At 74.8% G+C, this 13,461-nt stretch carries 12 protein-coding genes; 9 read left to right on the plus strand and 3 right to left on the minus strand.

Translation table 11 applies throughout. From position 1 onward, the window contains the following. Positions 1-81: 81 nt before the first annotated feature. The 6 genes from DDJ31_RS11920 (at position 82) to DDJ31_RS11945 (ending at position 6,409) form a co-directional block, all read left to right on the plus strand. Complete coding sequence (locus DDJ31_RS11920; RefSeq protein ID WP_164784988.1) at positions 82-696, plus strand: toxin-antitoxin system, toxin component family protein; 615 nt, start codon at positions 82-84, stop codon at positions 694-696. After that, complete coding sequence (locus tag DDJ31_RS11925; RefSeq protein WP_240678237.1) at positions 693-2,012, plus strand: DUF6545 domain-containing protein; 1,320 nt, start codon at positions 693-695, stop codon at positions 2,010-2,012. Before DDJ31_RS11920 ends, DDJ31_RS11925 begins: the two co-directional genes overlap by 4 nt. A gap of 150 nt (positions 2,013-2,162) precedes the next feature. Next, complete coding sequence (locus DDJ31_RS11930; RefSeq protein WP_127180290.1) at positions 2,163-2,639, plus strand: toxin; 477 nt, start codon at positions 2,163-2,165, stop codon at positions 2,637-2,639. After that, positions 2,636-3,805, plus strand: coding sequence for an MAB_1171c family putative transporter (locus tag DDJ31_RS11935; protein ID WP_127180289.1), 1,170 nt, complete (start codon positions 2,636-2,638; stop codon positions 3,803-3,805). The genes DDJ31_RS11930 and DDJ31_RS11935 overlap by 4 nt, the downstream gene beginning before the upstream one ends. A 59-nt stretch (positions 3,806-3,864) precedes the next feature. Continuing rightward, complete coding sequence (locus DDJ31_RS11940) at positions 3,865-4,998, plus strand: MAB_1171c family putative transporter (protein WP_127182842.1); 1,134 nt, start codon at positions 3,865-3,867, stop codon at positions 4,996-4,998. 13 nt (positions 4,999-5,011) lie between these two features. Next, entirely contained in the window at positions 5,012-6,409 is a 1,398-nt protein-coding gene (locus DDJ31_RS11945) for an FAD-dependent monooxygenase (RefSeq protein WP_127180288.1), read from the plus strand. 386 nt (positions 6,410-6,795) lie between these two features. On the opposite strand, the gene DDJ31_RS11950 is transcribed toward DDJ31_RS11945, so the two are convergent. Further along, a complete protein-coding gene (locus tag DDJ31_RS11950; RefSeq protein WP_127180287.1) occupies positions 6,796-7,644 on the minus strand; it encodes an SMP-30/gluconolactonase/LRE family protein in 849 nt (282 codons plus the stop codon). Beyond that, positions 7,641-8,414, minus strand: coding sequence for an IclR family transcriptional regulator (locus tag DDJ31_RS11955; protein ID WP_127180286.1), 774 nt, complete (start codon positions 8,412-8,414; stop codon positions 7,641-7,643). Before DDJ31_RS11955 ends, DDJ31_RS11950 begins: the two co-directional genes overlap by 4 nt. 376 nt (positions 8,415-8,790) lie before the next feature. Here DDJ31_RS11955 and DDJ31_RS11960 point away from each other — a divergent pair, with 376 nt between their 5' ends. Then, entirely contained in the window at positions 8,791-9,645 is an 855-nt protein-coding gene (locus DDJ31_RS11960; protein ID WP_171480813.1) for a hypothetical protein, read from the plus strand. A gap of 130 nt (positions 9,646-9,775) precedes the next feature. Next, positions 9,776-10,432 carry a hypothetical protein gene (locus DDJ31_RS11965; protein WP_240678236.1) on the plus strand — a complete coding sequence of 219 codons (657 nt, stop codon included), beginning with the start codon at positions 9,776-9,778 and terminating at the stop codon, positions 10,430-10,432. On the opposite strand, the gene DDJ31_RS11970 is transcribed toward DDJ31_RS11965, so the two are convergent. Continuing rightward, entirely contained in the window at positions 10,395-11,273 is an 879-nt protein-coding gene (locus DDJ31_RS11970) for an ATP-grasp domain-containing protein (protein ID WP_127180285.1), read from the minus strand. The two genes, DDJ31_RS11965 and DDJ31_RS11970, sit on opposite strands and share 38 nt — an antisense overlap. A gap of 384 nt (positions 11,274-11,657) precedes the next feature. Between DDJ31_RS11970 and DDJ31_RS11975 the strand changes: the two genes are divergently transcribed. After that, the gene (locus DDJ31_RS11975) at positions 11,658-13,247 is read left to right on the plus strand and encodes an acyl-CoA synthetase (protein WP_127180284.1); all 1,590 of its coding nucleotides are present in this window, start codon (positions 11,658-11,660) and stop codon (positions 13,245-13,247) included. The last annotated feature ends 214 nt before the right edge of the window (positions 13,248-13,461 follow it).

Genomic DNA, 13,461 nt, shown 5'->3' on the forward strand with positions numbered 1-13,461 from the left:
TGACATGAAGATGACATGACGTGGGTCGGACCGGCCGCGTAGGCTCGAACGGCCCGATGTGCGGCGGCGAGAGGGGCGACGATGGACAGCGCGGGCGCGCGGAGCGCGGCAGCCCGGATCGCCGCCGGCCTTGCCCGCCGGCTGCGGCACCCGGCGGGCGGCGGCCACACCGCCGGCATGCGCGAACTGACGGACCGGCTGCGCACCGCCGTCCGTGAAGCGCCCAGGCCCCCGGGCGGAGTGCGCGAGGTGTGCCAGGCGCTGTGCGCGGAGATGGCCGCGCTGCGCGGCGGACGCCCGGTACGGCTGCGCTTCGAGCGGTTCCCCGACGAGCTGGAGGTCACCGGGCTCTGGGTCGAGCTGCCCGACCTCGACCTCGTCATCGTCGAGGAGCGGGCCGAGGACGTGCAGCAACTGGTTATCCTCGGCCACGAGTTGTGGCACATGCACGCCGGACACCGGCACCGGCACGTGACCGCTCCGGTCGCCCACGCGCTGGCCGACTGGCCGCGGGACGCGCTGGGGATGGCCGCCCGCGACGGCTCACGGGCCCGGGACGAGGCCGAGGCCGACGCGTTCGGGCACCGGCTCGCCGCCGCCGTCCGCCCGCTGCTCGGCCAGCGGGCCGCCCGGCCGCCGCTCGACCCGCTCCAGCGCTCCCTCGGCTACCGGGGCCGCGGAGGTCAGGCCCTGTGACCGTCCTCACGCCCCAACTCGCCTTCAGCCCGGCCGGGTTCGTCAACGAGTTCTACCCGTCGTTCTGGTGGATACCGGCCGGGGTGCTGACCGCCGCGCTGGCCATCAAACTGCCGTCGATCATCCGGCTCTGGGGCGACCCGATGCTGCGCGCGGTCGGCGGGCTGCTGCTGCTGGCCTGCGCGGTCTTCGTGTTCGTCGCGCCGTCCACGATCGCCTGGGTCAACCGGGCCACCGGCATCACCAACGTCTCGGCGCCCTGGGTGTACTCGCTGCTGATGGCGTACTGCGGCTCCTGTCTGCTGCTGATCATCGCCTGGCGCAACGGCCTCTCCGACCGCTCCGACGCGACCGTCCGCGCGATGCGCTGGGTCGTCGCGACCTACTCCGGGGTGATCGTCTCGCTGTGGGTCCTCTTCGCCCTCGCCGACGGGCCCGTGGAGCGGCTGCGGGACCTGGACACCTACTACGCCAACACCCCGTACCTGCGCGAGATGATCCTGCTCTACCTGCTCGCGCACACCGTCGCCACCCTGATCACCTCCGGGCTGATCTGGAACTGGGTGCGCACCGACGGGCTCGACGCCTGGCTGCGCTGGGGGCTGAAGTTCCTCGGCATCGGCTATGCCGTGCAGGTGGTGTTCGACGCGGCCAAACTCACCGCGGTGACGGCCCGTTGGTGCGGCGCCGACCTCGACTGGCTCTCCACCGGGGTGGCGCCGCCGGTCGCCTGCCTGTCCGCCATCCTGATCGCCGTCGGCTTCATCCTGCCGCACGCCGGCCAGTACCTGCACGACCGGTGGCGGGTCAGGCTCGCCCACCGCGAACTGCGGCCGCTGTACCTGCTGATGCGGTCGGTGAACGGCGGCGGCATGCCGGTGGTGCTGCGGGCCACGCCCGAACTGCGGCTGATCCGCCGGGAGACGTTCATCCGCGATGTGCTGCTGCCGCTGGCCCGGCACATCGACCAGGAGCGGCGCGGCCGTTCCTACCAGGCCGCCCTCGCCCTCGGCCTGGACGCCGGACGGGCCAAGGCCGCCGCCGCCGCGCTCGGCATCCAGGACGCCGTCGCGTCCCGGCACCGCACCCCCGCCGACGACGGCGGCCACGCCCACGACACCACCGACCTGCTGCGGGACATCGGCGCCGTCTCACGGGCCCTGCGCCGCCCCGACGAACTCCTCGCGGTACGCGCCCGCACCAGGACCCCGGCGGGAACGGGTGGCGGGGCGGAGCCGGGGATCACGGCGGAACCGGGGATCGCGGCGGAGCCGGGGGTCGCCGCGCGGAACTCCCCGGGTGACGGCAGGCGCTGACAGCCCGGGTGCCCGCCGCCACGGGCGCCGCCGCCTACCGGCATCATGGTCCGGCGTGCGCGTCGGCACCGCGGTGGAGGACCGGGGTACGGCGGGCACGGCACGGCGACCGTGCCGTCCGACACCACCGAAGCAGCCACGGGGAGGGCCGTGCGGACCCGGAGAGAGATGCGGCGGCTCGCCGACACCCTGATCGCCCCGATCCAGGTGCGCGTCCCGGCCGACCCCGAGGAGCTGTTCGCGGCCCTGGTCGCGTCCGTCGGGGCCTGGCGCGGCCGGGAGGTCGTCGTCCACCGGGCGGTGTTCCCGCCGCACACCGCGAGCGGGCTGTGGCTGGAGCGCGACGACCACGAACTCGTCGTCGTCGACCGACGGGCCGCGCCCTGGCACCAGTTGGTGATCTTCTGCCACGAGGTGTGGCACATGCACCGGGGCGCGGCGGGCGGCGCCCGCACCGACTTCACCCTCGCCGACGAACAGGAGGCCGACCGGTTCGGCATGCTGATGGGCGGGCGGCTGCGCGACCGCCTCGCGCCACCGGCCGGCCCCACCGCCCGTGACACCGACCCCACCGGTCTCGCCCGGCGCATCGGCGCCGCACTCGACCACCGGGGAACCCGCCCGTGAACGGCCTCATCAACTACGTGAGTTGCGGTGTCCTCTGGCTCGGCCTGCTGGCGAAGGCGCCCGCCCTGCTGCGCCACCGGCACGACCCCTACCTCCGCTCGATCTGCGCCGTCCTCGCTCTGGCCGGGCTGGCGTTCCTGCTCGGCGCCCCGCCCGTCATCGCGTACGTCAACGACACCTCGGGCGTCCCGAACCTCGCCGCGCCGCTCACCTACGCGTCGATCACCGCGTACGGCGCCGCCGCCCAGGTGCTGATCGTGCACTGGCGGGGCGGTCCTGGCGTGCGCGCGACCGCGCGGCGCTGGATCGCCGCCTACGCGTGCGTGGTGCTCGGCATCGCCGCCATGTTCGCGCTCGGCGACGCCCCCGTGGAGCGGCGCACCGACCTGGACACCTACTACGCGACGACGCCGTTCATCGCCGAGATGATCGTCCTGTACCTGTGCGGCCACCTCGCCGCGACCGCCGTCACCATGGTGTCGTCGCTGCGCTGGGCCCGCCGGGTGGACGGCTGGCTGCGGGCCAGCCTGCTGACGCTCGGCGTGGGCACGCTGTGCAACACCGGGTACAGCGTGAGCAGGCTGGCCGCCGTGGTGGCCCGCTGGTCCGGCGCCGACTGGTCGGAGCTGGTCACGGTGGTCTCGCCGGCCGCCGCGGGCGCCGGGGCGCTGCTGACCGTCGTCGGCATCGTGATCCCGCTCATCGGGCCGCGCCTCGCCGACCGGCGGCGGGCCCGCCGGGCGTACGCCCGCCTCGCGCCCCTGGAACGGGAGTTGGACGGCATCCTGACCCGGCGGGCGCTGCGGCTGCCCCGGCCGCGCTGCGCGTCCCCCGCCACCCTGCTGATCTGGCGGCAGACCAGCATCCACAACGGACTCGGCCATCTGGACGCCCACTTCGACCGGCCGCTGTACGACCGGGTCCGTGCACAGGCCCTGCGGGAGACGGCCGACCCCGAGCTGGCCGACGCCACCGCGTGGGCGACGGTCATCGCCACCGCCGTCCGCGAGGAGCCCGACCGGGTGCTGCCCGCCGACCCCGACCGGCTGCCCGGCCCGCCCCCCGACCCGTCGACCCTGCTCCGGATCGCCGACGCCCTCGCCGTCCGCCCGCCGCCCGGTACCCCCCGCGCGCACGGGACGCTCACCCGGGCGGGCCAGGGGTGAAGGACACCAGCGTCGTCGTGTACGTGGCCGCCGGTGTCCTCGCGCTCTCCTCCGTGGCGATGTCGCGCCGCTCGCGCCGGGCCGGCGGCGCCGCCCCACCGCACGGGCCGGCGCTGTCGGCGTGGGTCGCCGTCGTGCTCGGCTCGGTCGTGTTCGTCTGCTCGGCGCCGCTGACCCTGTCGGCCGTCAACCGGCTCACCGGCATCCCCAACTTCGGTGCACCGCTGACCTACGGGATGCTCTCCGCGTACAGCTGCTCGCTGCTCGTCCTGCTGGTCAACTGGCGTGGCGGGCCACGGGAGCTGGTGCGGCGCAGCGTGCTGCGGGCGGTCGCCGCCTACGCGGTGCTGATCGTCGCGCTGGTGGTGCTGTTCGCCCTGGGCGACGCGCGGACCGAGCGGCTGCGGGACCTGGACACGTACTACGCCCGCGCGCCGTACCTGCGCGAGATGATCGTGCTCTACCTGCTCGGGCACACCGCGGCGACGGTCGCGATGTGCGCCCTGTGCCTGAAGTGGGGCCGCGAGGTGACCGGCCTCCTCGCCACCGGACTGCGGCTCATCATGACCGGCGCCGCGCTCGACGCCGTCGGCTTCCAGCTCACCAAGTACACCGCTGTGGTGGCGCGTTGGACGGGCCACGACCTCGATCCGCTCTCCACCGAGGTGGCGCCGCCGCTCGCGGCACTGGCCGCCCTGGTGTTCTGCGCGGGGTTCGTGCTGCCCCGGCTGCTGCCGCCTGCCGTCGCGCACTGGCGCAGCGTCGGCGACCACCGGCGGCTGGGCCCGCTGTGGTCGCGCATCCGGTTCGCGTCGACCGCGCCCAAGCCGCCCGCCGGCTGGTGGCGGACTCCGCTCGACCGGCTGCGGTGGCGTGAAGTGGCCATCCACGACGCCCTGTTGGCGCTCGCGCCGTACTTCGACGACGCCGTGCGCGAGCGGGCGCTCGCCGCCGCCGTCGACGCGGGCCGGGGCCCGCACCAGGCGCGGGTCGCCGCGGAGGCGGCGATGCTGGCGGACGCCGTGCGCCGGGCCGCCGTCCACGAGCTGCCGTCAGGACCCGCGTCGGCCCACCGGCTGCACGCCACGGAGGTGGCCGGAACCGACGGGTTGGTCGAGCTGGCGCGGGAGCTGGCGACAACTCCGCTGCTGGACACGGTGAGTGAAGGTACGGTGAGGGCTTTCCCCGGCTGAACAGGAGCCCCAGGTGCGTAGAGCTGTCGTCATCGGCGCCGGACTGGCCGGCGTACTGGCCGCCGCCGCGGTCGCCCCGGGCGTGGACGAGGTCGTCGTCCTCGACTCCGACGAACTACCCGACGCGCCCGCCCACCGACGCGGTCTGCCACAGGGGCGGCACGCCCACCTCTTCATGTCCGGCGGGGTGGCGGCGACGGACGCCCTGCTGCCCGGCGTCGACGTGCGGCGGCGGCTGCTGGACGCCGGCGCCCACGAGATCGCCGCGCTGCGCGGGATGCTGGTGCGCTCCACCGAGGGCTGGCTGCCGCGCTGGCGCCACGACGGACCCCGCGTCCTCAGCTGCAGCCGGGCGCTGGTCGACTGGGTGGTGCGGGACGCTGTGGTGGAGGCCACCGGCGCGGAGATACGGCACGGCAAGGCGACGGGACTGCTCGGCGACGCCGGCCGGGTCCGGGGCGTGCGAGTGTCCGCGGCGGACGGCGACAGCGAGCTGGCCGCCGATCTCGTCGTCGACGCGAGCGGGCGCGGCTCGCGGATCACGCGGTGGCTCGAAGGGCTCGGGGTGAGCGGCCTCCAGGAGCGGTCCGTGGACAGCGGCCTGGTCAACGCCACCCGCGTGTACCGGGCGCCGGCCGGCGCCGACCGCTTTCCGCTGACGGTCGTGCACGCCGACCCGTACGCCGGGCTGCCCGGCCGCAGCGGGATGGTGATGCCCATCGAGGGCGAGCGCTGGATGGTGAGCCTCGGCGGCACCAGGGGCGGCGAGCCGCCGACCGACCCGGAGGGCTTCCTGCGCTACGCGCTGGAGCTGCCCGACCCGATCGTGGGCCGGCTGATCTCCGGCGCCGAGCCCCTCACCGACATCCACCTCTCCCGCTCCACCAGCAACACGCGGCGCTACGCGGAGAAGGTGCGTGAGTGGCCCGAGGGGCTGGTGGTGCTGGGCGACGCGCTCGCCACGTTCAACCCGGCGTACGGCCAGGGCATGTCGGTGGCGGCGCTCGGCGCCCAGGTGCTGGCCAAGGAGACGGGCCGGGGCGGGGTGACGTCACCGGGCCTCGCGCGGCGGGTGCAGCGCGGGGCGGCCGGCCCCGTCAACGCGGCCTGGGCGCTCGCCGTCGGGCAGGACGTCTGGTACCCCGGGGTGCGCGGTGCCCGCCCGCGCCCCGCCGACCGCCTGGTGACGGCGTACTCGCGCCGCCTCACCAAGGCGGCCACCGGCTCCTACCGGGCCGGGGCCGCGCTGTGGGACGTGGCGAGCCTGAGCGCGGGCCCGGAACGCGTGGTCCGCCCGAGAACCCTGCTGTCCGTCCTGAACGGCCCGCTCCTGCCCCCGCCCACGGGCGTCCCCCTGACGGAGTCGGAGCGGAAGTTCCTGAACTCGGTGGACCGGACGGAGGGGGACTGAGCGGTTGCCCCTGCCGCGCGGGGGCGGACTGAGCGGTTGCCCCTGCCGCGCGGGGGGGGCTCACCGTGGCCGCCGTCCCTCCGCAGGACGCGGGGCGGCTCACGGTGGACGCCCTCCGCCGCAGGCGGGGACGGCTCACCGTGGACGCCGTCGCGCGGGCGGGGCCGGGACCCGCGCCCCGTGAACCGACCGCGCGGGCGCGGCTCGCGAACGCACGCGGGTGCGCGCCCGGCGCACCTGAGCCCCGTCGATCCAGGTCCAGTACACAATGCCGCGCCCGCGCGAGGGGCGGCTCGCCGGGGACAGCGGGGCTCGGAGCGCGGCCCGTCGACGTCCCAGACGGCCCGCTCGGACCGTCTGCGGGCGCGGGGGGGGGCGGTCCTCGGTCAGCCTGCGAACGCGGGCTGGGCGGCGCCGTGGCCCGCGCCCGGTACCACCAGCAGCGAGCCGGCCAGGGGCGGTGGGGCGGCGAGTCCGGTGGCGGCGGTCGTGACGTAGAGGTCGGTGAGGTCCGGGCCGCCGAAGGCGCAGGCCGTCGGGCGCGGCACCGGCAGGGCGACGACCCGGTCGAGGTCGCCGCCCGGGGTGTAGCGGCGGACCGCCGCGCCGTCCCACAGGGCGACCCAGACGCAGCCGTCGGCGTCGACGGTGAGCCCGTCGGGGAACCCCGCGCCGTCCTCGACGACGGCGAGGGTGCGGCGCCCGGAGATCCGCCCGTCCCGGTGGTCGAAGACGTCGACGCGCCGGGTGGGGGTGTCGACGTAGTACATGAGCCGTCCGTCGGGGCTCCACCCGGTGCCGTTGCTGATGGTCACGTCGTCGAGGACGGTGTGCGCCGCGCCGTCGCCGGTGATCCGGGAGAGCGAGCCGCCGCCCGGCGCCTCGTCGTAGCGCATGGTGCCGGCCCACAGCGCGCCGTCCGGGGCGACGGCCGCGTCGTTGGCGCGGCGGCCGGGGACAGGCTCGTGGTGCAGCCAGCGGAAGGTGTCGTCGGGGTCGAGGAGCGCGACGCCGTCCCGGAGGTTGAGCACCAGGCCGCCGCCGACCCGCGGTTTGACGGCGCCGACGTGCTGTCCGGTGACGCGCACCGTGCGGCGGCCCGAGCCCGGCTCGTAGGTGTGCACGCGGGAGCCGAGGATGTCGATCCACAGCAGCCGTCCGCCGACCGGGTCCCAGGTGGGTCCCTCGCCGAGGGCCGCCTCGGCCCTGACCGCGACCTCGTACCCGGCGCTCACGCCACGCTCCGGTGGCCGAGCCGCTCGGACAGTTCGGCGGCACCCTTGGCGGCGAGCTGCTCCAGCTCCACGCGCCGCTCCTCGCTCCAGCGGATCATCGGCACGGAGATGGAGAGCGCGGCGACGACCTGCCCGGTGCGGTCGCGCACGGGCGCGGCGACGCAGCTGACGTCCGGGTTGGACTCGCGGCTCTCCACGGCGATCCCGCGCCCGCGGATCTCGGCGAGCGCCTCGCGCAGCCGGTCGGGGTCGGTGATGCTGTTCGGGGTCATCGCGGCGAGCCCGGCGCTGTCCGGCAGCCGGGCGGCCAGCTCGTGTTCGGAGAGGGAGGCGAGCAGCATCTTGCCCACGGAGGTGCAGTGGGCGGGCAGCCTGCGCCCGGCCGCCGACACCATGCGGACCGCGTGGGTGGAGTCCACCTTGGCGATGTAGATGACGTCGGTGCCTTCGAGGATGGCGACGTGCACGGTCTCGTCGCAGGTCTCGGCGACGGACCTGGCGACCTGCTGGCCCTCGGCGGCGAGGTCGAGCTGTTCGGCGTACCGGCTGCCGAGCTGGTAGGGCCGCACGCCGAGCCGGTACCGTCCCGGCTGGCCGGGGACCTGCACGATGTACGACCGCGCGGCGAGCGTGGTGACCAGCTCGTGCACGGTGGTGCGCGGCAGTTGCAGCCTGCGCACGATGTCGGGGGCGGAGAGCGTCCCGTCCCCGTCGAGAAAGAGCTCCAGGATGTCGAGAGCCCGGGTCACGGCAGGTACGAGGCGTCCCACGATCGGCCCCTCCCTTGGGTCCGAGGCGCGTCACAGGAGGCGCCTGCGTTCGATATATCAACAGCCGATCGGCATGACGAACACAGGCTAGTCATACTGCGTTTGACCGGGCAATGGTTCTGCGGACTCCACCTCATCGGGCCCCCGGTCACCACTACTGTCCCTCAAGTGCGACACATCACATGATGTCGCACGGTGGGTGACCCGGGCCAGGAAGTGACGAACGGGCCCGGACCACCCGAACCCGAACCGGCGCACCCGCCGCCCACGGAGCACGCCCTCTGACGTCACCCCCGTCCGCGGCGGAGGGTGGCAACCCTTCGCCGTCCGGCGGCCACTCCCCTGTGATCCCGTCCCCCACTTCAGGGAGTCCGCCATGAGACGCCCACGCGTCGCCCGGCTGCTGACCGTCCTCGCCGCTCTCGTCGCCTTCGCGGGCGCCGCCGGCAGCGGTGCCGCGCCCGCCCGTGCCGCCGACGACTGGAACCCGCCCGCCGCCCTGGTCCAGCCGCTCGGCGAGGTCTGGAACCACGTCCAGTCGACCTACCCCGACCTGTACGGCTTCCGCAACTACGGGTGGGACCAGGTCATCGCCAACAAGGGCAGCGTCAACTACTGCGTGCGCTGGGAGTCCGACGCCCCCGTCAGCGCCGCGCTGCGCGACCGGGTGCACGCCGCGCTGAAGAAGCAGTTCGCCAAGTGGGCGGCGGCGATGGTCGTCGACGGCAAGGGGCACAACGCCTGGCCGTACACCACGGTGCCGGTCACCGTCGTCGGCTGGGCCGTCAAGGACCGTTCCACGCTCCAGTGGAGCGACAACTCCGTGGACGTCTACGCCGGCAACCTCGACAGCGGCGGCTCCCCGCAGTGCGCGCCCGACTGCGGCCGCTTCTTCCACCAGAACGGCGACTACGCGAAGTGTCCTGGCGGCGCGGCCCGCCACTACGACCAGTCGCTCTGGCTGACCAAGGGCTTCCAGGGCGGGGCGGGCGGCGACTGGGGCCAGCGGGTCGGGCAGGAGTACTTCACCGGCGCCCTCGACCAGGAGGACATCCACATCTATCTGCACGAGGTCGGCCACACCTTCGGCCTGGACGACTTCTACGACTGGACGCCGACCGGCCAGTGCTGCTTCCTGATGAACGCCGGCAGCGCCACCCGGATCACCGAGTTCGACACCTGGATGCTGCGCGACTTCTGGCGGCACCTCAAGAGCAGATACGGCTACTGACGGCCTTCGCCCGGTGGCCAAGCCGCCGGTGCCGGCGGTCGGCCACCCGCCATCGGTGGGCGCCGCGTTCGTGCTGCGCGCGGCCCGTGGCCGGTGGCCGACGGCGGGGTGCGGCGGCGACCATGGGGGCATGCCGTCGCAGACACCACCCGGCCCGCCCCCGGACGCCCCGCGCCACCGTCCCGGCGCCCCCGCGCCCTTCACCCCGCTCGACTTCCAGCTGGTGCTGCTGCGCCGGATGGCCGACCACAACCCTGACCTGGTGGAGGACGCCCGGCGTGAGCTGGGCGTCTCCCTGGCCGGGATGCGGGAGGCCAACCGGCGTTGGCAGGCGATGGTGCGCTCGCCGCGCTCCCGGGCCGCCGTCTCCCGCTACCGTTCCGTCCTCGGCGCCCCCGTGACGACGTCCCGGCAAAAGGTCGGCGACCTGGAGTGCGAGGCGCTGTACTGGCCGCTCCCGCTCTGGCCGGACCTGCGCTTCGAGGTGCTGCTCGCCCCGAACGGCGCGGTCTGGAACGAGTGGCTGGTCCGCGCCCCCGGCGCCCCGGCGCCCGCCCTGCGCACCCTCGACGACCTCACCCCCTGGTCCTGCACGGTCGACGAGGCCGCCCGCGCCTTCGCCCCGGCCCGCCCCCTGGAGGGCTCCGCCCCGACCCGCTGGGGTCTCGCCCTGACCGCCCCGGACGCGGACGGCCGCCCCCGCGCGGTGGTCGCCGAGTTCACCTGGGGCCTGCTCCAGCGGACGGCCGTCAGCGACCCGCGGCCGCCGCGAGGATCGCGTCCCTGACCGTGTCCACCGAGCCCGGGTGCAGGAAGAGGAACAGGTTCGGCTCGACCAGTTCCAGCTCCATCACCCGCACCTCGCCCGGCTCGTCGCCGTCCACCAGGTCGACCCGCGCGTACAGCAGCTCGGGCGCTCCCGGCACGGCGGCCAGGGCGCGTTCGGCGACGGCGCGTTCGGCCGGCGTCGGGGTCCACCGCTCGAGGCCGGGGTGCGGCACCTTCTTCGCGTCGTAGGCGGTGCCGGGGGCCAGGACCGCGCCCTTGCGGCTGGCGTGCAGCAGCCGTCCGCCGAAGAACTGCAGGGCCCGCTCGCCGCCCGCGTCGATGCCCCGCATGTACGGCTGGACCATCGCCGTCAGCCCCTCCGCGTGCATGCGCGCCAGCTGCGCTCGCGCCGCCCCGCCGTCCTCGGGCGGGTAGCGGGCCGCGTATCTGGCGCCCGCGCCCGAGGTCGGTTTGACGACGTACTCGTGGTCCTCGGGCAGGTCGGCCGGGTCGCCGGGGGCGAGGAAGCGGGTCGGTACGACGGGCACGTCGGCCGCGGCGAGGTCGCCGAGGTAGCGCTTGTCGGTGCTCCAGCGCACCACCGCGGGCGGGTTGGCCAGCCGGGTGACCCGGCCGCACCGCTCGGCCCAGGCCAGGAACTCCGCGGCGCGCCAGCTGTAGTCCCAGGTCGAGCGTATGACGACGAGGTCGTACGCCGACCAGTCGGCCTCGGGGTCGTCCCAGCTGACGGCGTCCGCGCAGGCCCCGGCCCCGCGCAGCGCGGCGAGCAGCACGGGCAGGTCCCGGTCCAGGTGGGGCTCGGGCCGGGGATCGTAGGTGGCGAGGGCGACGCGGGGCACGGCGGGCTCCATTCTGCTGCGGACCGCCAGGACGACGGTCCTGGCAGGCTAACCACGCGGCCCGCACCCACGGCAACCTGTTTCGGGCCGCGCCCACGGCAACCGTTTCGCCCGCACCCGCGGCGGGCCCTGCTCCTGAAGGACCTCCCGAGCGGCGCCCCTGACCTGCGGCTCCAGGAGGCCCGCCGCGGCGACCGCTGCCTGCTCCGCTCGGACGGCCTGTACGGGGTCGTCCCCGACCACCGGCTGCGGGAGCTGCTCACCGCGAGCGAGCATCCCGACGCGGCGGTGGCGGCGCCGGCGGCCCGGACAACGTCAGTTGTGCGGTGGCGGACGTGGTGTAGGAACGGGGGTGATGTCCCCCGACTCCTAGGAGTGCGCACCGTGTCCTCCCCCCTCTTCCCCGCTCTGGAGAACCCGAGCGAGCGGGTCGCCCTGGCGTTCGGCGACCGCCGCCTGACGTACGCGCGGCTCGGTTCGGCGGCCAACGCCCTGGCGGCCCGGATCACGGACGCCGCCCGGATCACAGACACGGCCCGGATCGCGGATGCGGGCCAGGTCACGGATGCGACCCGAGTCACGGACGCGACCCGGGTCGCCGTCTGGGCGACGCCCGCGCTGGAGACGGCCGTCGCCGTGGTGGCGGCGCTGCGGGCGGGGGTGGCCGCGGTGCCGCTCAACCCGAAGTCGGGTGCCAAGGAGCTGGAGCACATCCTCGCGGACAGCGCGCCGACGCTGGTCCTGGCCGCCCCCGGTGACGAACTCCCGTCGCCGCTGGCTGAGTTGGCCCGGGTCGACGTAGACGTGGACGCAGGCGCAGACGCAGACATGGACGCAGACGCAGACGCGTCGGGCGCCGCGCCGGGTCGCTTCCCCGAGGCCGGCCCCGAGGAGCCGGCGCTGGTCGTCTACACCTCGGGGACGACCGGCCCGCCCAAGGGCGCCGTGCTGCCGCGGCGGGCCGTCGCCGCCACCCTGGACGCGCTGGCCGACGCCTGGGCGTGGACCGGCGACGACGTCCTGGTGCACGGGCTGCCGCTGTTCCATGTGCACGGCCTGGTGCTCGGCGTCCTCGGCCCGCTGCGGCGCGGCGGCGAGGTCAGGCACCTGGGGAGGTTCTCCACCGAGGGCGTGACCCGGGAGCTCGACACGGGCGCCACCATGCTGTTCGGGGTGCCCACGATGTACCACCGGATCGCCCAAGCCGTGCAGCGGGAGCCGGAGTTGGCGAAGGCGTTGGGCCGGGCGCGGCTGCTGGTGTCCGGGTCCGCCGCGCTGCCGGTGCACGACCACGAGCGGATCACGGCGGCCACCGGACGCCGGGTGATCGAGCGGTACGGCATGACGGAGACGCTGATGAACACCAGCGTCCGCGCGGACGGCGAGCCCCGCGCCGGGACGGTCGGCGTGCCGCTGCCCGGCGTCGCGCTGCGGCTCGTCGAGGAGGACGGCTCGCCGATCGAGCGGTGGGACGGCGAGAGCGTGGGCGAGATCCAGGTGCGCGGCGCCAATCTCTTCACCGGCTACCTCAACCGGCCGGACGCCACCCGGGCCGCGTTCACCGCGGACGGCTGGTTCCGCACCGGGGACATGGCGGTGCGGGACCCCGACGGCTGGGTCAGGATCGTCGGCCGCAAGGCCACCGACCTGATCAAGAGCGGGGGTTACAAGATCGGGGCGGGGGAGATCGAGAACGCGCTGCTCGACCATCCGGGGGTGCGGGAGGTGGCGGTGACCGGGGAGCCCGACGCCGATCTGGGCGAGCGGATCGTCGCCTGGGTGGTCCCGGCTGACCCCCAGTCCCCGCCGTCGGAGCGGGAGTTGGCCGACCATGTGGCCGGCCGGCTGGCTCCGCACAAGCGTCCGCGGGTGGTCAGGCACCTCGACGCGCTGCCCCGCAACGACATGGGGAAGGTCATGAAGCGCTCGCTGCCCGATCCGAACAAGGGAACAGATGCTCCCCAGAACAGGTGATCGTCGCTCCTGAGATCGGCACGGGCGTACCGGGCCGACCATACTGACGGAGCGCGATCAACGGGATGCATACCGTGATCGGTGCGAGTCCCACGTACGCAGCACAGCAAGGAGACGTACCACCATGAACCTTCTCACCGACATCATCGCCGGCCTGGTCCACTTCTTCGGCTGGCTGGTGTAGCAGCGAGGGTGTCGCAAGGAAGTGCAGAGG

Origin of the sequence: Streptomyces griseoviridis, from assembly GCF_005222485.1 — a bacterium.
GTDB lineage: Bacteria > Actinomycetota > Actinomycetes > Streptomycetales > Streptomycetaceae > Streptomyces > Streptomyces hintoniae.

Excerpts from the sequence above, each read along its gene's own strand:
- DDJ31_RS11960 (WP_171480813.1), top strand. The coding sequence starts at position 8,791 with ATGAGACGCCCACGCGTCGCCCGGCTGCTGACCGTCCTCGCCGCTCTC.
- DDJ31_RS11965 (WP_240678236.1), top strand. The coding sequence starts at position 9,776 with ATGCCGTCGCAGACACCACCCGGCCCGCCCCCGGACGCCCCGCGCCAC.
- DDJ31_RS11920 (WP_164784988.1), top strand. The coding sequence starts at position 82 with ATGGACAGCGCGGGCGCGCGGAGCGCGGCAGCCCGGATCGCCGCCGGC.
- DDJ31_RS11940 (WP_127182842.1), top strand. The coding sequence starts at position 3,865 with ATGTCGCGCCGCTCGCGCCGGGCCGGCGGCGCCGCCCCACCGCACGGG.